20 protein-coding genes are annotated in these 21,250 nt (G+C 60.4%); 6 read left to right on the top strand and 14 right to left on the bottom strand.

Going from position 1 to position 21,250, the window contains the following annotated elements:
• Positions 1–398 precede the first annotated feature (398 nt).
• Complete coding sequence (rpsU, locus tag CAF74_RS12800; protein ID WP_002551877.1) at positions 399–614, bottom strand: 30S ribosomal protein S21; 216 nt, start codon at positions 612–614, stop codon at positions 399–401.
• 199 nt (positions 615–813) lie between these two features.
• Between rpsU and tsaD the strand changes: the two genes are divergently transcribed.
• The gene (gene tsaD / locus CAF74_RS12795; protein ID WP_085746594.1) at positions 814–1,839 is read left to right on the top strand and encodes a tRNA (adenosine(37)-N6)-threonylcarbamoyltransferase complex transferase subunit TsaD; all 1,026 of its coding nucleotides are present in this window, start codon (positions 814–816) and stop codon (positions 1,837–1,839) included.
• Positions 1,840–1,862: 23 nt separating this feature from the next.
• Here the strand turns inward: tsaD and plsY are convergent, their stop codons facing one another.
• Positions 1,863–2,432, bottom strand: a complete 570-nt coding sequence (plsY, locus tag CAF74_RS12790; protein WP_085746593.1) for a glycerol-3-phosphate 1-O-acyltransferase PlsY — start codon at positions 2,430–2,432, stop codon at positions 1,863–1,865.
• A 74-nt stretch (positions 2,433–2,506) separates the two neighbouring features.
• On the opposite strand from plsY, the gene folB reads away from it, so the two are divergent.
• Complete coding sequence (folB, locus tag CAF74_RS12785; protein WP_085697719.1) at positions 2,507–2,863, top strand: dihydroneopterin aldolase; 357 nt, start codon at positions 2,507–2,509, stop codon at positions 2,861–2,863.
• Entirely contained in the window at positions 2,854–3,372 is a 519-nt protein-coding gene (gene folK, locus CAF74_RS12780; RefSeq protein WP_039768074.1) for a 2-amino-4-hydroxy-6-hydroxymethyldihydropteridine diphosphokinase, read from the top strand. The genes folB and folK overlap by 10 nt, the downstream gene beginning before the upstream one ends.
• 39 nt (positions 3,373–3,411) lie before the next feature.
• Here the strand turns inward: folK and CAF74_RS12775 are convergent, their stop codons facing one another.
• The 11 genes from CAF74_RS12775 to CAF74_RS12725 form a co-directional block, all read right to left on the bottom strand.
• Entirely contained in the window at positions 3,412–4,641 is a 1,230-nt protein-coding gene (locus CAF74_RS12775; RefSeq protein WP_085746592.1) for a multifunctional CCA addition/repair protein, read from the bottom strand.
• A gap of 63 nt (positions 4,642–4,704) precedes the next feature.
• Positions 4,705–6,276, bottom strand: a complete 1,572-nt coding sequence (locus tag CAF74_RS12770; protein WP_011336213.1) for a SpoVR family protein — start codon at positions 6,274–6,276, stop codon at positions 4,705–4,707.
• Positions 6,273–7,544, bottom strand: coding sequence for a YeaH/YhbH family protein (locus tag CAF74_RS12765; RefSeq protein ID WP_007959907.1), 1,272 nt, complete (start codon positions 7,542–7,544; stop codon positions 6,273–6,275). Before CAF74_RS12765 ends, CAF74_RS12770 begins: the two co-directional genes overlap by 4 nt.
• Positions 7,545–7,749: 205 nt before the next feature.
• Positions 7,750–9,672: a PrkA family serine protein kinase gene (locus CAF74_RS12760; protein ID WP_007959909.1), complete on the bottom strand. Its 1,923-nt coding sequence runs from the start codon at positions 9,670–9,672 to the stop codon at positions 7,750–7,752.
• 297 nt (positions 9,673–9,969) lie between these two features.
• Positions 9,970–10,299: a thiosulfate sulfurtransferase GlpE gene (gene glpE / locus CAF74_RS12755; protein ID WP_085746591.1), complete on the bottom strand. Its 330-nt coding sequence runs from the start codon at positions 10,297–10,299 to the stop codon at positions 9,970–9,972.
• Between the two features lie 33 nt (positions 10,300–10,332).
• Positions 10,333–11,214, bottom strand: coding sequence for a symmetrical bis(5'-nucleosyl)-tetraphosphatase (locus tag CAF74_RS12750; RefSeq protein ID WP_085746590.1), 882 nt, complete (start codon positions 11,212–11,214; stop codon positions 10,333–10,335).
• Positions 11,214–11,594 carry a Co2+/Mg2+ efflux protein ApaG gene (apaG, locus tag CAF74_RS12745; RefSeq protein WP_064380341.1) on the bottom strand — a complete coding sequence of 127 codons (381 nt, stop codon included), beginning with the start codon at positions 11,592–11,594 and terminating at the stop codon, positions 11,214–11,216. Before apaG ends, CAF74_RS12750 begins: the two co-directional genes overlap by 1 nt.
• A 116-nt stretch (positions 11,595–11,710) precedes the next feature.
• Positions 11,711–12,529: a 16S rRNA (adenine(1518)-N(6)/adenine(1519)-N(6))-dimethyltransferase RsmA gene (gene rsmA / locus CAF74_RS12740; RefSeq protein ID WP_085746589.1), complete on the bottom strand. Its 819-nt coding sequence runs from the start codon at positions 12,527–12,529 to the stop codon at positions 11,711–11,713.
• Positions 12,526–13,515, bottom strand: coding sequence for a 4-hydroxythreonine-4-phosphate dehydrogenase PdxA (gene pdxA, locus CAF74_RS12735; RefSeq protein ID WP_085746588.1), 990 nt, complete (start codon positions 13,513–13,515; stop codon positions 12,526–12,528). Before pdxA ends, rsmA begins: the two co-directional genes overlap by 4 nt.
• Positions 13,512–14,828 carry a peptidylprolyl isomerase SurA gene (surA, locus tag CAF74_RS12730; RefSeq protein WP_139832903.1) on the bottom strand — a complete coding sequence of 439 codons (1,317 nt, stop codon included), beginning with the start codon at positions 14,826–14,828 and terminating at the stop codon, positions 13,512–13,514. The genes pdxA and surA overlap by 4 nt, the downstream gene beginning before the upstream one ends.
• Positions 14,809–17,607 (bottom strand): LPS-assembly protein LptD, encoded by a 2,799-nt coding sequence (locus CAF74_RS12725; RefSeq protein WP_085746587.1) that lies wholly within the window; start codon positions 17,605–17,607, stop codon positions 14,809–14,811. Before CAF74_RS12725 ends, surA begins: the two co-directional genes overlap by 20 nt.
• A 130-nt stretch (positions 17,608–17,737) precedes the next feature.
• Between CAF74_RS12725 and CAF74_RS12720 the strand changes: the two genes are divergently transcribed.
• From CAF74_RS12720 to CAF74_RS12710, 3 genes are read left to right on the top strand one after another with little or no spacing between them, the layout of a single operon-like run.
• On the top strand, positions 17,738–18,757 hold the full coding sequence (locus CAF74_RS12720) for an aminoglycoside phosphotransferase family protein (RefSeq protein WP_085746586.1): 1,020 nt from the start codon (positions 17,738–17,740) through the stop codon (positions 18,755–18,757).
• Positions 18,754–19,425 carry an N-acetylmuramate alpha-1-phosphate uridylyltransferase MurU gene (gene murU, locus CAF74_RS12715; protein WP_085746585.1) on the top strand — a complete coding sequence of 224 codons (672 nt, stop codon included), beginning with the start codon at positions 18,754–18,756 and terminating at the stop codon, positions 19,423–19,425. Before CAF74_RS12720 ends, murU begins: the two co-directional genes overlap by 4 nt.
• A 1-nt stretch (position 19,426) precedes the next feature.
• A complete protein-coding gene (locus tag CAF74_RS12710; RefSeq protein WP_085746584.1) occupies positions 19,427–20,194 on the top strand; it encodes a TerB family tellurite resistance protein in 768 nt (255 codons plus the stop codon).
• A 62-nt stretch (positions 20,195–20,256) separates the two neighbouring features.
• On the opposite strand, the gene CAF74_RS12705 is transcribed toward CAF74_RS12710, so the two are convergent.
• Positions 20,257–21,246, bottom strand: a complete 990-nt coding sequence (locus CAF74_RS12705; protein ID WP_085746583.1) for an alpha/beta hydrolase family protein — start codon at positions 21,244–21,246, stop codon at positions 20,257–20,259.
• Positions 21,247–21,250 lie beyond the last annotated feature (4 nt).

Genomic DNA, 21,250 nt, shown 5'->3' with positions numbered 1-21,250 from the left:
GCTCGACCGGTGTCGTTTGCGTAATCGCTGTCGGGAAGTGTATCTGCCGAAAATCCACTGACGTTAGTACTCATCAGTCTTCGACTATTCGAAAATGTTGCGCTGAATCCGCTGACGGCCGGCAATCGGCCTCGGATAGCTCATGAAGCGGGCACGCAAGCAGGTGCCTTGGGCTGATCGTCGTAAGAGGAATCAGTGGGTGTGCTCGTCAGTAGCCTTGAAAGGCTCGTCAGAAAAGACGTGCACCGCTGGCAAAAGAGCCAGGCCTGACGCGGTGAAGCGGGTTTGTCTCGGTCGCATCTGCGGCTTCGACGGTGAAGCATCAAGCGTTTTACGCAAATGCCATTAGCCCGGCTGAGGGCCGGGCTTGGCAGAAGCTTGCTACGATCGTCTGTGTATTAGTACAGACGAACGGCGCGGCGCTGTTCGCGCTGAACTTTCTTGGCGTGACGCTTAACAGCAGCAGCTGCCTTGCGCTTACGCTCAGAAGTTGGCTTCTCGTAAAATTCGCGGCTACGAACTTCAGCCAGTACACCGGCTTTTTCGCAGGAGCGCTTGAAACGACGCAGAGCTACGTCGAAGGGTTCGTTCTCTTTAACTTTGACGGCTGGCATCCAGAGCTACCTTCATTCATTACCGGGGTCAACATCCTCGCGGCAAAAGAGCACTTGAAGACGTCGGTTTTTAAGGGTTGCGGATGTTAACCCCTCATCGCTCGGAATGCAAAGCCTCTGATCGAAAACCGCTGGTCGGGGCATCACGCGGCGACTATTATGCGCGCCTTCGAATTCAGCCTAAACAAGGCGCAAACCCATGCTAGTACTGGGATTAGAAACTTCCTGCGACGAAACCGGCGTCGCTTTATACGACAGTGAGCGCGGCCTGCTGGCCGACGCGTTGTTCAGTCAGATCGACCTGCACCGCGTCTATGGCGGCGTGGTACCGGAGCTGGCCTCGCGCGATCACGTCAAGCGCATGCTGCCTTTGATCCGTCAGGTGCTGGCCGAAGCCGGCTGCGTGCCGACCGAGATCGACGCCATCGCCTACACCGCGGGTCCCGGCCTGGTCGGGGCGCTGCTGGTGGGGGCCTCATGCGCCCAGGCGCTGGCGTTTGCCTGGGGCATCCCGGCGCTCGGCGTGCATCACATGGAAGGCCACTTGCTGGCGCCGATGCTGGAGCCAAAACCGCCGGAATTCCCGTTCGTCGCTTTGTTGGTCTCTGGTGGTCATACGCAGCTGGTTCAGGTCGATGGCATCGGCCAATACAGCCTGCTCGGTGAAACGCTGGACGATGCCGCGGGCGAAGCTTTCGACAAGACTGCAAAAATGATGGGCCTGAATTATCCGGGCGGACCGGAAATCGCCAAGCTGGCAGAGAAGGGTGTCGCAGGACGTTTCACCTTCCCGCGTCCGATGTGTGATCGCCCGGGTCTGGATTTCAGCTTCAGCGGCCTGAAGACCTTCGCCCTCAACACCTGGCAGCAATGCGTCAGCGCCGGGGACGACAGCGAGCAAGCCCGTTGCGACATCGCGCTGGCGTTCCAGCAGGCCGTGGTGGAGACTTTGACCATCAAGTGCAAGCGTGCCCTGAAGCAGGCCGGCATGAAGCGTCTGGTGATCGCCGGAGGCGTCAGTGCCAACAGGGCGCTGCGTGTTTCGCTGGAGAAGATGCTCGGCGACATGAAGGGCGATGTGTTCTATGCCCGTCCCGAGTTTTGCACCGATAACGGCGCAATGATTGCGTTTGCCGGCTGCCAGCGTTTGCAGGCCGGCCAGCAGGAAAGCCTGGCGATCAGCGTGCAGGCGCGCTGGCCGATGGAGCAGTTGTCGGCGCTGTGATGAGTGGCGCTCACGTGCGGTATTTAAAAATGCCGTTCGCGCCCGGCGAACAGGTCGCGTAGATTGCCCCGGTGGCGCCAGACGATCAGCAGTGTCAGCGTGCTCATCGGCAACAGCGCTGCCGGTTCCTGCCATGCCAGCAACGGTAGGGTCAGCGGAGTGGCGATCAACGCTGCCAGTGAGCTGGTGCGGGTCAGGTAGAACGTCAGCAGCCAGGCGCACACGGCCAGCAGCGCAGCGGGTGGATACAGGCCCAGCAGCATGCCGGCCGCCGTGGCAACGCCCTTGCCACCGCGAAAGCGGAAGTACAACGGGAACAGGTGACCGATCACGGCGCAGACGCCGATCCACGCCTGATCCTGCAGCGAAAGGCCCATTGCCGAAGCGATCAGCACCGGCAACAGGCCTTTGCACAGATCACCCAGCAGGGTCAGGGTCGCGAGTTTGCGTCCGGCCAGGCGCAGCATGTTGGTGGCGCCGGCATTACCCGAGCCACTCATTCGCGGATCCGGATTCCCGGTCAGGCGGCTGAGCAAAATGGCGAAGGACAGAGAGCCGAGCAGGTAGGCGAGGATCGCCAGTAACCAAAACATGCTAACTATTCCGGGCGAGGACGCCCTGATTCTAACGGCGCATTGCGCCCTTGTCGTGCAGCGGAGAAAAGTGCTTGGACAGAGTGTTTATCGAGGGCCTGGAAGTCGACACCGTGATCGGTGCCTACGACTGGGAGCGCGGCATCCGACAGTGCCTGCGTCTTGATTTGAGCTTCGCCTGGGACAATCGCCCGGCCGCCGCCGGTGACGACCTGACCCTGGCGCTCGATTACGCCAGTGTGTCCACACGGATCCAGGCCTTTGCCGAGCAATCCCGGTATCAACTGGTCGAGACCTTCGCCGAACGTCTGGTTGAAGTGCTGATGAATGAATTCAAGATCACCTGGGTGCGCCTGAAGCTGACCAAGCCAGGTGCCGTGCCGGCCGCCAAGGGTGGTGTGGGTGTGGAGATCGAGCGCGGATGCCGCTGACCCAGATCTATCTCGGGCTCGGTAGCAATATCGAGCGCGAAACCCATTTGCAGGCCGGTCTGGATGCCTTGTCCACGTTTCTGGTGGATATCCGCTGTTCGCCTGTGTTCGAAAGCCAGCCGGTGGGAATCAAGAGCGGGCCGTTCTTCAACTTCGTGGTGTCGGCGTTCACCGATCTGCCGTTGATCGAGTTGGATCGCCGCTTGAAGTTCATTGAAGCGGACAACGGTCGCTATGCGCCGGATCGCAAGGGCTTGCCGCTGGATATCGACGTGTTGCTGTACGGCGATCTGGCCGGCAACTTCGACGGGCTGATCCTGCCCCGGGCGGAAATCCTGAAAAATGCCTTTGTGCTGTGGCCGCTGTCTTTGATTGCGCCGGATCGGGTACATCCCGGTGTAGGAAAAAGCTTTGCCACATTGTGGGCCGAAGCGCAGATCGATCAGGTGCTGGCACCGGTCGGATTTGAATGGCGCGGTACTCAGCTCACGCCTTCAGGTCTGGCTTGAACGGTTTGATCCGCCCTGGCGAGGGCGGATCAAATGTTTTCAGGACGCCGCCGATTCCTTGTAAACCTTCAGCGCCTTGAGCCGTTCGCGCTTGAGTGCCTCGCCCAGTTCCGGGCCTTTGAATCCCTTCTCCAGCAACGGCTGCACTGCCACGCCGCGCGCCACATTGGCCGCGCCGCGCAGGTAATCCGCCTGTGGATAACTGCGCTGCTCAAGCCCTTTGCGGCCTCGGGCATCCATCTCGCACGCGACGATGAACTCTTCGAAACGCTGTGGCCGACGGTAAACGTCAAAGCTTTGCAGCAACTCGAGCAAGGTCGAAGCCTTCAGCTCCAGGGCGCGATGCCCGTGGGTGTGATATTGGCCGACCAGCAAGGCCAGTTCCTGACAGTCCTTCGGTGCCTTGAAGCGCTCGTTGACCGCTTTGATCAACTTCAGGCCTTTGTGCTCATGGGCGATGTGTCGTGGCCATTCCTCCTCTGGAGTAAGGCCTTTGCCGAGGTCGTGCAGCAGGCAGGCCCAGCGCACGGTCAACGGCTGCTTGTGCAGGGCTGACTGCTCAAGCACGCTCAGGGTGTGGATGCCGCTGTCGATTTCCGGGTGATGGGCTTCCGGTTGCGGCACGCCGAACAAGGCATCGACCTCTGGCATCAGCACCTTCAAGGCGCCGCAATCGCGCAGCACCTGAATGAAAACCTGGGGCTGATCTTCCATCAGTGCGCGGGAAATCTCTTTCCAACTGCGTTCGGCCGTAAGGGCTTCCAGCTCACCCGATTCGCTGAGCTGACGCATCAGCTCCAATGTCTCGGGCGCCACCTTGAAACCAAGCTCCGCGTAGCGGGCAGCAAAGCGCGCAACGCGCAGAACCCTGAGCGGATCTTCGGCAAACGCGGGGGAAACGTGGCGCAGAATCCGTTCTTCGAGATCGCGCTGGCCGTGGTAGGGGTCGGTCAGATTTTGCTGATCATCCTCAGCCATGGCGTTGATCGTAAGGTCACGGCGGATCAGGTCTTCTTCAAGTGTGACCTCGGGGCTGGCGTGAAAGGTGAAACCACCATAACCGCGACCGCTCTTGCGCTCGGTGCGGGCGAGGGCGTACTCCTCGCCGCTTTTCGGGTGAAGAAAAACCGGGAAGTCCGCGCCGACCGGGCGAAACCCCTTGGCGAGCATTTCTTCTGTGGTCGCGCCGACCACCACCCAATCGATATCGGTGACCGGGTTGCCCAGCAGGCGATCACGTACCGCACCGCCGACCTTGTAAATCTGCATAAAAAACCTCCGTTGGCCCGACAGGATAACTCTTGCGCCGGACTTTCGGAGGCCTGAACGGGATCAAAGATGAATGACGGCCAGGTCGAGTCGACCGTAATCCCCCTCGCTGTGTTCGCTACGAGGCGGAACGTGATGGGTCTTCATGATCTGGTCGCCTTGCAGGGTTTCCAAATGAATGTCGAAGCCCCACAACCGGTGCAGGTGTTTCAGGACCTCCTCGGTGGAATCGCCCAGCGGTTTGCGGTCGTGTTGCTGGTGGCGAAGAGTCAGCGAGCGGTCGCCGCGGCGGTCGATGCTGTAGATCTGCACGTTCGGTTCGCGATTGCCGAGGTTGTATTGCGCTGCGAGCGTTTCGCGAATGATCCTGTAGCCGCCCTCGTCATGGATCGCAGGCACCAGCAGATCGTCCTTCTGGTCGTCATCGAGAATGCTGAACAGTTTCAGGTCGCGGATCACCTTGGGTGACAGGTACTGCAGGATGAAGCTCTCATCCTTGAAGCTGCTCATGGCGAACTTGATGGTCGACAGCCAGTCGCTGCCGGCGATTTCCGGGAACCAGCGGCGGTCTTCTTCCGTAGGCTCTTCGCACATGCGACGGATGTCGCGATACATCGCAAAGCCCAGTGCGTATGGGTTGATGCCGTTGTAATAAGGGCTGTCGAACCCCGGCTGGAACACCACGCTGGTGTGGGACGTCAGGAACTCCATCATGAAGCCGTCGGTCACCAGGCCTTCGTCGTACAGGTCGTTCATCAGCGTGTAGTGCCAGAACGTCGCCCAGCCTTCGTTCATCACCTGGGTCTGGCGCTGTGGATAGAAATACTGGGCGATCTTGCGCACGATCCGCACGATCTCGCGCTGCCAAGGCTCCAGCAATGGCGCGTGCTTCTCGATGAAATACAGGATGTTTTCCTGTGGCTCGGCCGGAAAGCGTGCGTTGTCCTTGTCGCTGTACTTGTCTGCGCCTTTGGGAATGGTGCGCCACAGGTCGTTGATCTGCTTCTGCAGGTGTTCTTCGCGATCCTTCTGCCGACGCCGCTCTTCCTCGGCGGAAATCGGGTACGGACGTTTGTAGCGGTCGACACCGTAGTTCATCAGGGCGTGGCAGGAATCGAGCAGATCCTCTACGGCATCAATCCCGTGGCGCTCCTCGCACTGCATGATGTACTGCTTGGCGAACACCAGGTAATCGATGATCGAACTGGCATCGGTCCAGGTGCGGAACAGATAGTTGCCCTTGAAGAAACTGTTGTGGCCGTAGCAGGCATGCGCAACCACCAGTGCCTGCATGCAGATGGTGTTTTCTTCCATCAGGTACGCGATGCACGGGTCCGAGTTGATCACGATCTCGTACGCCAGCCCCATCTGCCCGCGGCTGTAGGATTTCTCAGTGCTGAGGAAGTGCTTGCCGTAGGACCAATGGTGATAGCCCAGCGGCATGCCAACCGAAGCGTAGGCGTCCATCATCTGCTCGGCGGTAATCACTTCGATCTGGTTGGGGTAGGTATCCAAAGCATAACGGGCCGCGATACGGGCGATTTCACGGTCGTACGTCTGGATCAGCTCGAAAGTCCATTCCGAGCCTGTGGAAATGGGTTGGCGCTTCTGCTCTTTGGCGGTCTTGGCGGTCATGTCACTAACCTGCGCTGGAAGAGTTCACGGAAGACCGGATAGATATCCCCGGCCGAGACCAGTTGCTGCTGGGCAAAAGTGTCGGAAAAGGCTTCGGCGATGCGTTCGTACTCGTACCACAAGGCCTGATGTTCGCGCGGGGTGATCTCCACGTAAGTGTAGTACTGCACAAAAGGCATGATCTGGTTGATCAGGATGTCGCGGCAGATCGGCGAGTCGTCGTTCCAGTTGTCGCCGTCGGAAGCCTGCGCGGCGTAGATGTTCCATTCATTGCTCGGATAGCGCTCGGCCATGATCTCCTGCATCAGTTTCAGGGCGCTGGAAACGATGGTGCCGCCGGTTTCGCGGGAATAGAAAAACTCCTCTTCGTCCACTTCACGGGCGCTGGTGTGGTGGCGGATGAACACCACGTCGATCTTGTCGTAGTTCCGCTTGAGGAACAGGTACAACAGGATGAAAAACCGCTTGGCGATGTCCTTGGTCGCCTGGGTCATGGAGCCGGAGACGTCCATCAGGCAGAACATCACGGCCTTCGAGCTGGGGTTTGGCTGCTTGATCAGCAGGTTGTACTTGAGGTCGAAAGTATCGAGGAACGGCACCCGATGTATACGCGCACTTAGTTTCTCGATTTCCGCCTCGAGATCCTGAATGTCGCCGAAGTTGTCGGGTTCTTCGCGTTTGAGTCGCGCCAGTTCCTCTTTGACCTCGCGCAGTTTGGCGCGGCTGCTGCCCGAGAGCGCAATGCGCCGGGCGTGGGCCGAACGCAGGGTACGGATGATGTTGATCCGCGACGGGTTGCCCTCGTTGCTGATCCCCGCACGTACGGTCTTGAAGGTGTCGGTGCCGGTCAGGTTGCGCTTGACCAGGTTGGGCAGTTCGAGGTCCTCGAACATGAATTCGAGGAATTCTTCCTGGGTGATCTGGAAGACGAACTCGTCCATGCCTTCGCCGGAGTTGCCGGCCTTGCCCGGCCCTCGGCCTCCGCCGCCTCCCGGCGGACGGGCGATGTGTTCGCCAGCGGTGAATTCCTTGTTGCCGGGGTGAACCACGGTCTGCTTGCCGCCGCGACCATGGTGAAGCACCGGTTCGTCGATATCGCGACCGGGAATGCTGATCTGCTCGCCGTGTTCCATATCGGTGATGGAACGCCGGCTGACCGCCTCTTCGACAGCCTTCTTGATGTGGTCACGGTAACGCCGCAGGAAGCGCTGACGGTTCACCGTGCTCTTGTTCTTGCCATTGAGACGTCGGTCGATCACATAGCTCATGACTGCTCCTTAGAAGCTGTCCTGCAAAGGGGCGAGCGGTCATGCAGCATTGAACCGAATGCCAAGGGACGTACACGCTCCCCCAAGCGCTTTGGGTGCTGCCTGAACCTCGCTACCGCCTTTCGAACACCTTCCAGAGGCCTGTGTAGCAGAAAATGCGCGCACAGGCCTCGGGCTGACGACAACCGGTCTGACCGGCCGCGGTTTACTGTGATTTTCTGACCCGCAGGTACCACTCGGAGAGCAGTCGTACCTGTTTGTCGGTGTAGCCGCGTTCGACCATTCGTGTAACGAAGTCGTTGTGCTTCTGTTGATCCTCTTTGCTGGCCTTGGCGTTGAAGCTGATGACTGGCAGCAGGTCTTCGGTGTTCGAGAACATTTTCTTCTCGATGACCACCCGCAGTTTTTCGTAGCTGAGCCAGGTCGGGTTCTTGCCGTTGTTGTTGGCCCGGGCGCGCAGCACGAAGTTGACGATTTCGTTGCGGAAATCCTTCGGATTGCTGATGCCGGCCGGTTTCTCGATTTTTTCCAGCTCCTCGTTGAGGGCGACGCGGTTGAGGATCTCGCCGGTTTCCGGATCGCGGTATTCCTGATCCTGAATCCAGAAGTCCGCATACAGCACGTAGCGGTCGAAGATGTTCTGGCCGTACTCGCTGTAAGACTCGAGGTAGGCGGTCTGGATCTCCTTGCCGATGAATTCGATATAACGCGGTGCCAGGTACTCTTTCAGGTAGCGCAGATAGCGCTCGCGGGTCTCGGCCTGGAATTGTTCCTGTTCGATCTGCTGTTCCAGCACATAGAGCAGGTGCACCGGGTTGGCAGCGATTTCATGGGGATCGAAGTTGAAGACCTTGGACAGGATCTTGAACGCGAACCGGGTCGACAGGCCGTTCATGCCTTCGTCGACACCTGCCGCATCGCGGTATTCCTGGATCGACTTGGCCTTCGGATCGGTGTCCTTGAGGTTTTCGCCGTCATACACCCGCATCTTGGAGTAGATGTTGGAGTTTTCCGGCTCTTTCAGGCGTGACAGCACGGTGAACTGCGCCAGCATCTTCAAGGTGTCCGGCGCGCAATGCGCCTTGGCCAGGGAGCTGTTGAACAGCAACTTGTCGTAGATCTTCACCTCGTCACTCACACGCAGGCAGTACGGCACCTTGACGATGTAGATCCGGTCGATGAAGGCTTCGTTGTTCTTGTTGTTGCGGAAGGTGTGCCACTCCGATTCGTTGGAGTGGGCCAGCAGGATCCCGGTGAACGGAATCGCGCCAAGGCCTTCGGTACTGTTGTAGTTGCCTTCCTGGGTGGCGGTCAGCAATGGGTGGAGCACCTTGATCGGTGCCTTGAACATCTCGACGAATTCCATCAGGCCCTGGTTGGCCCGGCACAGCGCACCGGAGTAGCTGTAGGCGTCGGCGTCGTTCTGCGGGAATTCTTCGAGTTTGCGGATATCGACCTTGCCCACCAGCGCGGAGATGTCCTGGTTGTTTTCGTCACCCGGTTCGGTCTTGGCCACGGCGATCTGGTTGAGGATCGACGGGTACAGTTTGACCACACGGAACTGGCTGATGTCGCCGCCGAATTCGGCCAGGCGCTTGGTGGCCCATGGCGACATGATGGTGTTCAGGTAGCGCCGTGGAATGCCGAAGTCTTCTTCGAGGATCGCGCCATCTTCGGTGGCGTTGAACAGACCCAGTGGCGATTCGAATACCGGCGAGCCCTTGATCGCATAGAAGGGCACTTTTTCGATGAGCTGTTTCAGCTTCTCGGCCAGGGACGACTTGCCGCCGCCGACAGGGCCGAGCAGATAGAGGATCTGTTTCTTCTCTTCCAGGCCCTGAGCGGCATGACGGAAATACGACACGATCTGGTCGATGCATTCTTCCATCCCGTGGAAGTCTTCAAAGGCCGGATAGCGACGGATCACCTTGTTGGAAAAGATGCGCGACAGTCTCGAGTTGGTCGAGGTGTCGAGCAGTTCCGGTTCGCCGATGGCCAGCAATAGACGCTCGGCGGCGGAAACGTAGGCACTGCGATCCTTTTTGCACAGTTCCAGGTACTCCTGCAGGGAGAATTCTTCCTGGCGTGTGGACTCGAAGCGTTGTTGGAAGTGGCTAAAGATACTCATGACGTCACCTCGCTCGATACGTGGAGCCGACGCCGGATCACTCAGTCGATGCTGGCAAGCAGCTGCGATGGCAGCTGTTGTTTACCCCCCAGAACACTTTCGCGATCGACAATCGCGAAAGTCACTCCCGATGACCCGTGCGCCGGTGTACCGGCTCTCCCCTGTTTTGGATGGCCTGGGCTTAAGGATAGTTGGGAATTCGGGAGGTAAAGGCGAGATACGTAATTAGTTGTGGCAGACCGTTCGTCTGCCACCGCGCAAGCCCGCGGGAGCCGGGGCCTGCACGTTACAAAAAAATTATTCGGAGGTGCCTTGCGCGGTTTCCGCAGGAAAAGTCGTACGCCACAGTTCGAAGCCGCCGTCCATGCTGTAGACGTCGGAGAAGCCCTGGCTCACGAGGTACGCCGCAGCACCCTGGCTCGAGTTGCCGTGGTAGCAGACCACGACGGTGGGTGCATCGAGGTCGGCGCCCTGGATGAAAGCATGGAGGGAATGATTATCCAGATGCTTCGAGCCGCTGATGTGCAGTGCGGCAAATGTTGCCGGATCACGGACGTCGACGACCACGGCACCTTGCTCGCGCAGGGCCTGGGCCTGTTCCGGGGGGATACGTTTGAATTCGCTCATGGCGGGCTCCTGTGGCTCGGCTGAAAACGCAGTCTAGCGCGGGGCGCTGACGGGAGAAGATTCGGTGATCAGTGGCGCGACGCTGGGCAGTACGGCCCCATGCTCGTCGCATTTGCATGACAGGCGTTCACCGCTGTCGACATTCATCAGGGTCAGGCTGCCGCCCCATACGCAACCGGTGTCGAGGGCCGAGATGCCGGGCTCGTGAACGTTGCCTTCCAGCGCCGCCCAGTGACCGAAAATGATCCGCAGGCCACGGGTCTTGCGTTCCTTGTGCTGGAACCAGGGCTTGTAGCCCGGCGGCGCGGTGTCCAGGCCTTCCTTGCTCTTGAGGTCGAGCTTGCCTTCGGCGGTGCAGAAACGCATGCGGGTAAAGTAATTGGTGATGACCCGCAGGCGTGTCACGCCTTTGAGGTCGCTGTCCCATTTTGCCGGCTCGTTGCCGTACATGCCGTCGAGGAAGGGTGGAAGCAGGTTGTCGTCACGCAGCGCGGTCTCGACTTCTTCAGCGTGCTTGAGCGCCTTGCGCAGTGACCATTGCGGCGGGATGCCCGCGTGCACCATGGCCACTTCGCGTTGTTCGTCGTAGTGCATGAGTTTCTGCTGGCGCAGCCATTCCATCAGTTCGGCGCAGTCCGGCGCTTCAAGGATTTCACGCAGCGTGTCGGACTTCTTCATGCGCTCGATGTTCTTCGCCGCTGCCAGCAAGTGCAGGTCGTGATTACCGAGTACGCAGACCAGCGAGTCGCGCATGCCATAAAGGAAGCGCAGGGTTTCCAGCGATTGGGGGCCTCGGTTGACCAGATCACCCACCAGCCACAGGCGATCCAGAGCCGGGTCGAACGCCACCTGCTTGAGCAGGCATTTGAGCGGTTCGAGGCAGCCTTGCAGGTCGCCGACGGCATAGGTCGCCATCAGTGCAGGGCTCCGGGAACGGCGAGGCGGAAGGGCTTGATGATCGCATCGAAATGCTTGCCGTCGTCGGCGACCATTTCGTAAGTGCCCTGCATGGTACCGACCTTGGTGGTCATCACCGTGCCACTGCTGTAGGTGTGGCTTTTACCGGCGCCGATCAACGGTTGCTGGCCGACCACGCCGGCGCCGCGCACTTCTTCGACATGCCCGTCGCCATCGGTGATCACCCAGTGGCGCGACATCAGGCGGGCCGGTTGCTCGCCATTGTTCTGCACGGTGATGGTGTAGGCGAAGGCAAAGCGCTCGTGCTCGGGTTGCGATTGGTCTGCCAGATAGTGGGTAACGACACTGACATCGACCTGGTAGCGAGGATCGGACATGCAAAAGGCCTTAAAAACGAAGCGGGACGCGGGGCGTAGCTGATTGGGATTCAGTCTAGGCAAGTATCGGGCAGTAGACCAGAGTTGGCGTCCCGCCCGATAGCGATCATTGCCGGTCAGTCGGCTTCAGGCGCCTTTGCCGGCTGTTCGGCGAGCTTGTCGGCCAGGCGCACGAACGCGGCCAGATCGAGTTGCTCCGGTCGCAGGCTGCCATCGACGCCGGCGGCTTCGATTTCGGCGTTGCTCAGCAACTGCTTGAGGGTGTTGCGCAGGGTCTTGCGACGCTGGTTGAAGGCTTCACGCACCACCCGCTCGAGCAGGCGATGATCCTTGGCCGGATGCGGCAGTACGGCGTGCGGTACCAGGCGGACGATCGCCGAGTCGACTTTCGGCGGCGGATTGAATGCGCCCGGGCCGACGTTGAACAGATGCTCGACCCGGCAATGGTACTGAACCATGATCGACAGACGGCCCCAGTCACCGCCACCCGGACCTGCGGCCAGACGCTCGACCACTTCCTTCTGCAGCATGAAGTGCATGTCGCGGATGATGCCGGCGTTGTTCAGCAGGTGGAAAATCAGCGGTGTGGAGATGTTGTACGGCAGGTTGCCGACCACGCGCAGGCTGTTCGGCGCAGCGTTCAGGCTGTTGAAATCGAACTTCAGCGCATCGCCCTGATGCAGGTTGAAATTGCTCTTGTTGGCAAACTGCTGGTTGAGGATCGGGATCAGATCCTTGTCCAGCTCCACCACGTCCAGCTGTGCGCCGGAGTTGAGGATGCCGGCAGTCAATGCGCCCTGGCCCGGGCCGATTTCCAGCATGCGGTCGCCGGCCTTGGCGCTGATGGAGCGCAGGATGCGGTCGATGACGCCGGCATCGTGCAGGAAGTTCTGGCCAAAGCGTTTGCGCGCCTTGTGTTGGTATTGCTCGGTCATAAACGGGTCTCGGCCATCTGGTAGGCGGTTTCCAGGGCGACTTTCAGGCTGCCGGTGTCGATCTTGCCGCTGCCGGCCAGATCCAGGGCGGTGCCATGGTCGACCGACGTGCGGATGATCGGCAGGCCCAGGGTCACGTTGACCGCGGCGCCGAAGCCTTTGTATTTCAGTACGGGCAGGCCCTGGTCGTGGTACATCGCCAGCACTGCGTCGCAGTGCTCCAGATATTTGGGGGTAAACAGAGTGTCGGCAGGCAGCGGGCCACGAAGGTCCATGCCCTCGCCGCGCAGGCGCTCCAATGTGGGTTCGATGATGTCGATTTCTTCATGGCCCAGGTGTCCGCCTTCACCGGCGTGCGGGTTGAGCCCGCAGACCAGGATGCGCGGTTGGGCGATGCCGAATTTTTGTTGCAGATCAGCGTGCAGAATCCGCGTGACCCGCTCCAGCCGCTCGGGCGTGATCGCATCGGCGATGTCGCGCAAGGGCAGGTGAGTGGTGACCAGCGCCACGCGCAAACCGCGGGTCGCGAGCATCATTACCACTTGGGCGGTGTGGGTCAGGTCGGCGAGAAATTCGGTGTGGCCGGAAAACGCGATGCCCGATTCGTTGATCACGCCTTTGTGCACCGGGGCGGTGATCATTCCGGCGAAGTCGCCGTTCAGGCAGCCGTTGCCGGCGCGGGTCAGGGTTTCGAGGACGAATGCTGCGTTGGCCTTGTCCAGTTGCCCGGCGACCACGGGGGCGCTGAGCGGGGTGTCCCAGACGTACAGGCTGTTGGCGGGCGCCGGTGCGTCCGGCCAGTGGTCAGGCGCCACTTCCAGCAAGCTGACGGCCAGCCCCAGCTGCGCGGCCCGCTCTTGGAGCAGGTCGCGGCTGGTGATGGCAATCAGGGGATGTGGCTGGGCTTGCGAGGCGAGCAGCAGGCACAGGTCGGGACCGATGCCGGCCGGTTCGCCGGGTGTCAGCGCGAAACGCTTGGGTTTCACTGCGCTGCCTGGTCTGCACCAGGGAGTTTGATCTCTACGTACGCTTCGTCACGGATCTGACGCAGCCAGGTTTGCAGCTCTTCGTCGTATTTGCGGTTACGCAGTACGGTCATCGCTTGCTGCTCACGGGCCTGTTCGGTGCTATCGGTGGCGCGACGGCCAAGGACTTCCAGAACGTGCCAGCCGTACTGGGTCTGGAACGGCTTGGACAGCTGACCCTGCGGGGACTTGGCCATCACGGCGCGGAATTCCGGTACCAGTGCGTTCGGGTCGATCCAGTTCAGGTCGCCGCCGTTGAGGGCAGAGCCCGGGTCTTCCGAATACTTCTTGGCCAGTTCGGCGAAATCTTCACCGGCTTCGATGCGGTTGTAGAGCGATTGGGCCAGCTCCTTGGTCTTGGCTTCGTCGCGAACCGGACTTGGCTTGACCAGGATGTGGCGCACATGCACTTCGTCGCGCATCTGGCTCTCGCCACCACGTTTTTCCAGCAGCTTCAGGATGATGAAACCACCCGGAGTGCGTGCCGGTTGAGTGATTTCGCCAGTCGCCATGCGGCTCAGTTCACGGTCGAACGGCGGTGGCAGTTGAGCGGCTTTACGCCAGCCCATATCGCCGCCTTCCAGCGCGTTGTCACTGGCAGAGTTGGCTACGGCCATCTGGCCGAAGTCGGCGCCTTGCTTGAGCTGCTGGTAAACCTCCATCGCCTTGCGAGCGGCACTCTGAATCGCTTCGGAGTTGGCGCTTTCCGGGGTCGGGATCAGGATGTTGGCCAGATGCAGCTCTTCGGACAGTTGCATCTTGCCCAGGTCGGAGGCAAGGAAGTTCTTCACCTCCTGTTCCGAGACCTGGATGCGTTCGGCCACGCGGCGCTGGCGTACACGGCTGATGATCATTTCGCGGCGGATCTGCTCGCGAGCGTCTTCATAGGAGAGGCCGTCACGGGACAGGGCAATGCGGAACTGCTCCGGGGTCATGTTGTTGCGCTGGGCAATGGTGCCCACAGCCTGGTTCAGCTCTTCATCGGTGATGCGGATACCGGAACGCTCGCCGATCTGCAGTTGCAGGTTTTCGACGATCAGGCGCTCGAGCACCTGTTGGTCCAGCACGCCCGGAGGTGGTAAACCGCCGCCACGCTTGGCGATGGTTTGCTGAACTTCGTGGACGCGTTGATCCAGCTGGCTCTGCATGACTACGTCGTTGTCGACGATGGCCACCACTTTATCGATGGACTGCACCGCGGCGTTGGCCGCGGTACCCAGGAACAGCGCGCCCAGCATCAGCGGGCGCAGACAATCAGAAAGCTTGGTCTTCACGTTGACGATAACCTTGGATGCCTTTGTCGAGGAAGCTCTCTACCTTGGCGCCGGTGAGGCCGCCGAGTCCCTTCAGAACAATTTGGAGGAAGACGCCGTGGTCGCCTTTTTCGTTTTGCGGAGCTTCCTGACTGAATTCGTCGTAGGAAACCCAGTAACGGTTGATCAGGCGCAGTTTCCAGCAGCAGTTGTCGTACTCGAAACCACCGAAGGCTTCCAGTGTACGGTTGCGGTTGTAGTCGTACTGCCAGCGGCTGATGGCGCTCCATTGTGGAACGATTGGCCAGATGACCGAGAAGTCATGCTGCTGGATCTTGTAGTAGTCCTTCACGTAGCCAGGTTGACCCGGTGTACCGTAGTCACCGCCGCCCACCGACCACTTGCCGGTGTTCTGGTCGTAACGAACCTGGTCGTTGCGATAGCGGTAGCCGACGTTGACCACCTTGTTCGGGTTGTCTTCAGGCTGGTAGTGGAACATCGCGCTGCCGGAACGCGGGCTGTGGCTGTCCGGATCCCAGTTGTAGTCGGCAGTGGTGCGCCAGTCGCGGTTCCAGCGGTATTCGTATTCCAGTGCATAAGGCGAAACACTGGACTTGGCGTCGTCGCGATCGTTGAACGCGATACCCGGAAGTTGAACCTTGCGATCCTTGAAGTACAGCGCCTGGCCGACACTGATGCGTTGACGTTCGAAGCCGTCGTCTTCGATCCAGCGACTGGTCACGCCCAGCGACAGCTTGTTTTCGTCGCCGACACGGTCGGAGCCGGAGAAGCGGTTGTCACGGAACAGCGACGCGTAGTTGAAGGTGTACTCGCTGGTGTCGAATACCGGAATGTCTTCCTGGTCCACCTCGGGTACATAGAGGTAGAACAAGCGCGGTTCCAGGGTCTGACGATAGTTCTTGCCAAAGAAGGATGTGTTGCGGTCGAAGTACAGGCCACCGTCAATGCTGGCGATAGGTACGCCGCGGTTCTGGTTGCTGTCGAACTTGCCGAACAGTTTCTGGTTCTCCGGCGACAACGCGGCGATATCCGACTTGCCTTTGCTGTCCAGATCCAGTTGATACTGCGTGTACTGGTACTTCAACGATGGTTTCAGGAAACCATAGGTCCAGTTCATTGGCAGGTTGACGCCTGGTTTCAGATTCAGACGGTCGCCATTGGCGCGAGCGAGGCCGAACACGTTGTTGTCGAGGCGAGGCTCGGTTGTGCCGTCTTCGTTCGTGAAATCGCCATTTTTCAGATCGCGATCGAAACGAACGATCTCGGTCTCGTAATCGAAATCCAGTCCTTCCGGATGATACGGCAGCTGGCCATTGAAGGTGATTTGCGGCAGGCGGTCATACGGTGTGATGTTCGATACGGTTGCCAGCTGATACGCCTGGGCATTCAAACGGGCGGTGTAGCTGTCGCCACGATAGGTGACCGAGCCCTGCTGGTTCACGTAGTCGGCACTTTTCACGCCGATCTGGTCGGTCTGCAGATCCTGGAAGTAATAAGGATCGCTGATCTTGGTGTAGTCCACCTGGGTGAGCACGCGGGAGTCGAGACCACCCTTGTGCTGCCAGTTGTACATGTAGCGAGTCTTGTCGTAGTCGGTCTGGCCCTTGCGCTCGTCGTCCTCGTCGTTGAGATACGCTGCGCCGAACTGACCTTCGCTCGACTTGGTCAGGTAACGGAATTCGCCTTCCATCAACATGCCGCGCTTGCTCATGTAGCGCGGATACAACGTGGCATCGTAGTTCGGTGCCAGGTTGAAGTAGTACGGGGTCACCAGCATGAAGCCGGTGTCGCTGCCGGTGCCGATGGTCGGCGGCAGGAAACCCGACTGACGACGATCGTCGATCGGGAAGTAGATGTACGGCGTGTACAGGACAGGAATGTCCTTGACCCGCAGCGTCACGTTGGTCGCGGTACCGAAGCCGGTGGCAGGGTTCAGGGTGATGTTGTTGCCCTTGAGCTGCCAGGCGTTGCTGTTCGGTTCGCACGTGGTGTACGTGCCGTCCTTCAGACGGATGATCGCGTTTTCGGCACGCTTGGCGTACAGCGCGTTACCGCGGATGCGCGACTTGTGCATGACGTATTCGGCGTTGTCGACCTTGGCTTCACCGGTGTCCAGCTGCACATCGGCGTGGTCGCCGACGATCAGTGCACCGTTGTCGCGAATGCGCACGTTGCCCGCCAGTTCGCCACGGCTTTCGGCCTGATACAGGTTGGCCTCGTCGGCTTCGACCTGCATGCTGCCCTGACGCATGACCACGTCACCGGCGAGACTCGCGACCTGCGAATCCTGCTGGTAACGCGACGCTTTGGCGCCGATGAAGGTCGGGGCGTCACTTTTATTCGTCTTGTCATTCATGCCAGGACGAATCGGTTCGATATAGGAACCAGAGCAGTAAGGACCGGTCTCGGCCAGCTGGGCGGCGGTGAGCTTCTCGCGCGGAACCCAGTCGAGGTGACTGTAGTCTTCGCTACGGGATTTCAGGCCACGGCCCTTGGACTCGGTAACCAGTACCGGCTTGGGCCCGGACTCCGCAGTGGAGCCGCTCTCGGCCGGGGCTTCGCCAGCGGCACTGACGGCACTGCCGTCATGCACGGGACGCGGCGGCAAGGTAGCTGCCGGCGTCTTCGGCGAGCAGGCCCAGCCTCCCGTTGCCGAGACGGCGCAGTCATACTGCTCGGCGGCAACAACGAATGAACTGGCCAGAGGTTGCATAGCCAGCAGACTGCCGGTTACCAACAACGGAAATTTTTTACGAAACGCGGGGGATTTCAATGCCATCTTATTAGTCCGGGCTTCCTGCGTGCCATCTGCCCGCGGTGTGGGCCGCACGCCTCTCGATGGTCTGAAAAAGATGCTGGATAATAAAGCATGACCCGCTTGACGGCTAGCGCCGTCGGAGACCCTTGCAATGCCTGATCAAGATGTACGCTTGCAACACCTGAAAGTTTGGCTCGATGAACAGTTGGCAACCCTTTTTGCAGATCAGGGCTGGGGAGCCGTACCCCCGGCCACGTTGACCGCGGCCAGCAGCGACGCGAGTTTCCGTCGGTATTTCCGTTGGGAAGGCGCGGGTCGCAGCTTCGTCGTGATGGACGCGCCGCCACCTCAGGAAAACTGCAAACCGTTCGTGGATATCGCCTTTTTGCTCGCGAAATCCGGCATCAACGTGCCGAAAATTTATGCAGAAGACCTCGAACGCGGGTTTCTTTTGCTCAATGACCTGGGCAACAAGACCTATCTGGACGTGATCGACAGCGAAAATGCCGACGCGTTATTCAGCGATGCCCTGCAAGCACTGCTGGCTTTTCAGCAGCTGCCGATGGTGGCGCCGCTGCCGAGCTATGACGTCGCGTTGTTGCGCCGCGAGCTGGAACTGTTTCCCGAGTGGTACGTGAAACGCGAGTTGGGCGTCGAGTTCGATGCAACCCAACAGCAGCAGTGGCAAAAGGTCAGCGATCTGCTGATCGACAGCGCCCTGGCCCAACCGAAGGTCTTGGTGCACCGCGACTACATGCCACGCAACCTGATGCTCAGCGAGCCAAATCCCGGCGTGCTGGATTTCCAGGACGCCGTGTACGGCCCGGTGACCTACGACGTGACCTGCCTGTTCAAGGACGCCTTCCTCAGCTGGCCTGAAGAGCGTGTGCGCGGCTGGTTGGAAAGCTACTGGCAGCAGGCGTCGGCGCTGAACATTCCGGTGCAGCCGGACTTCGAGGAGTTCCTGCGCGCCAGCGACCTGATGGGCGTGCAGCGCCACCTGAAAGTTATCGGCATCTTCGCCCGCATCTGCCATCGCGATGGCAAGCCGCGTTACCTCGGCGATGTGCCGCGTTTCTTCTCTTATATAGAAGCGGTCATCGCGCGCCGTCCCGAGCTGGCGGATCTGCAGGCACTGCTCGCCAGCCTGCGTGGTGGAGTGACGGCATGAAGGCAATGATTCTGGCGGCCGGCAAAGGCGAGCGCATGCGCCCGCTGACCCTGACCACCCCCAAACCGCTGGTGCGAGCCGGCGGTGTGCCGCTGATTGAATACCACCTGCGTGCCCTGGCCGCGGCCGGCTTCAATGAGATCGTGATCAATCACGCCTGGCTCGGACAGCAGATCGAAGATCATCTGGGCAATGGTTCGCAATTCGGCGTGTCGATCCAGTATTCGCCGGAGGGCGAGCCACTGGAAACCGGCGGCGGAATTTTCCGCGCCTTGCCGCTGTTGGGCGACGACGCGTTTCTGGTAGTCAACGGTGACATCTGGACCGATTACGACTTCAGCGTGCTGCATCAGCCGATCAGCGGCCTGGCACATCTGGTGCTGGCGGACAATCCGGCCCATCACCCGACCGGCGATTTCACCCTGACCGACGGCCAGGTGCGTGATGGCCAGGCCGATGCGGCGACCCTGACCTACAGTGGCATCGCCGTACTGCATCCGCAGTTGTTCGACGGCTGCAGCGACGGCGCTTTCAAACTGGCGCCGCTGTTGCGTAAAGCCATGGCGGACGGGCAGGTGACCGGCGAGCGACTGAAAGGTCACTGGGTCGATGTCGGCACGCACGAGCGTCTGGCCGAAGCCGAAGCCTTGATAGAAGCGAGTCGCTGATATGTTGTGGCCAGGGACTCTGATTGGAGCCGGAGCGGGTTTTGCTATCGCCAGCATTCCGGGGGCCATGCTTGGTGCTTTGTTGGGGCAGGCGCTGGATCGGCGCCTGCATTTGCAGAGCTGGGGGCATTTGCGGGAAAAACTCGGCGGTCGGCCGATGCTGCGCAACGACGAGCTGTTGTTCGTGTTGCTCGGGCGTCTGGCCAAGAGCGACGGGCGGGTCACGGACGGTCACATCCAGCAGGCGCGTCACGAGATGCGCGCGCTGGAAATGAGCGAGCCGGCGCAGCGCCGGGCGATTGCCGCGTTCAATCGCGGCAAGTCAGGCAACGACAATCTGCGCGGTTATCTGCGTCGGTTGAGTACTCAGCCTCATGCGGCCGAAGGTGTGTTGCGGGCCTGTTGGCGAATGGTCTGGGCCGATGGCCGGGCCGGTGTCAGCGAGCGGGAATTGCTGGCGCAGTGGGGCAAGTGGCTAGGCTGGACGACGCACCAGATCCAGGCGTTGGCGGCGGACTACGAGCCGCACAAGCGTCCGATCGTCAGCGCGGCGGTGAGCTATCAGGAGGCGATGCGCCTGCTCGGCGTATCGGCCACCAGTGAACCGGCGCAGATCAAGCGTGCCTATCGACGCCTGCTCAGCCGGCATCACCCGGACAAGGTGGCCGGGACAGGTGCCACGCCGGCGCAGGTGCGCGAGGCCACCGACAGGACCCGCGAATTGCACAATGCCTACACGTTGATTCGCGAACGGCGGGATTTTCGCTAGGCATAAAAAAATCGCAGCGTTGAGCTGCGATTTTTTTGTCTGCGTTTTTACAGTCCGGATTTTTAGTCCGGGCTCTGCGGATTCAACCAGCCCCGCACCCGGCGGAACAATTGCTCCTGCTCGGCCTTGTTGTCCGGCAGGGCCTTGAGTGCGACCTGACTGAAAGAGGACGTCTTCAGCCGCTTGCTCGCCTGCATGCGCTCCAGTGCCGAGTTGCGGTCCGGCGCCTTATCCATGTAGAAAATGTCGGCTGTCGGCAGTTTCAGGGTCGGCGTCAGTTCCACCAGTTCCGGTTTGGCCTTGGCCGGGGTCTGCGCGGCCACCAGCAGCAGCTTCTCGACCTGCGAGCTCTGTCGCTCGCTCACGTAACGCGCCGCCCAGTAGGCGCCGGTACCATGACCGAGCACGACGATGCTGCGCGCGCTTTGTTGTTCGGCGTAGGCCAGTGCCGCGTCGATGCGGGCGAAGATTCGCTCGGCGTCGGCCTTGGACTGTTCTTCGGTGGATTCAGCCACGACTTTGTCGGCCACATCGGCTTCGCCGCCGGCGGCTTGTTCGATCGGCTCGGCGGTGGTCGAATCCTTGCTGCCCGGGTCGGCGGTTTTCGGTGCGGCGGGGGCTTCAGCCACGCGCGGTGCGATGGCATCGCTTTGCAGATCGGGCAGGGTGATACTCAGGCTGCTCCACTCGACGTCCGGCAACTTGCGGCGCAACGGGCCGATCGCCTGGGGCCAGTCAGCGGTTTCGCCGGCACCGGGAACGAGGATCACCGCGCCTTTGGGTTCGGCGGTGTTGGCCGGTTTCCACAGGGCGAGGAAGGTGTCGCTGCCCGCTTGCAGTTGCTGTTGTTCCTGGGCCGGAACCTTGCGTTCGAGTGCCGCGGCTTCTTCCTGACTACGCTCAAGCAGTGGCTGGCGTTCGACCGGTTTTTCTTCGGCGGCTTTTTCTGCGGCGGGGGCGGGTGCCGGATCCGCAGCTTCGACGGAAAACGCACAAGGCAGGATCAGCGACAGGCACAATGCTGGCATTGCCAGGCGATAGACAGGGGGCATCGGT

Source organism: Pseudomonas sp. R45(2017) (assembly GCF_002112305.1).
In the GTDB taxonomy this organism is placed as follows: Bacteria; Pseudomonadota; Gammaproteobacteria; order Pseudomonadales; family Pseudomonadaceae; genus Aquipseudomonas; species Aquipseudomonas paraglycinae.
Note: the sequence above shows the minus strand (reverse complement) of the source record. Positions and strands in the feature narration are given on the sequence as shown.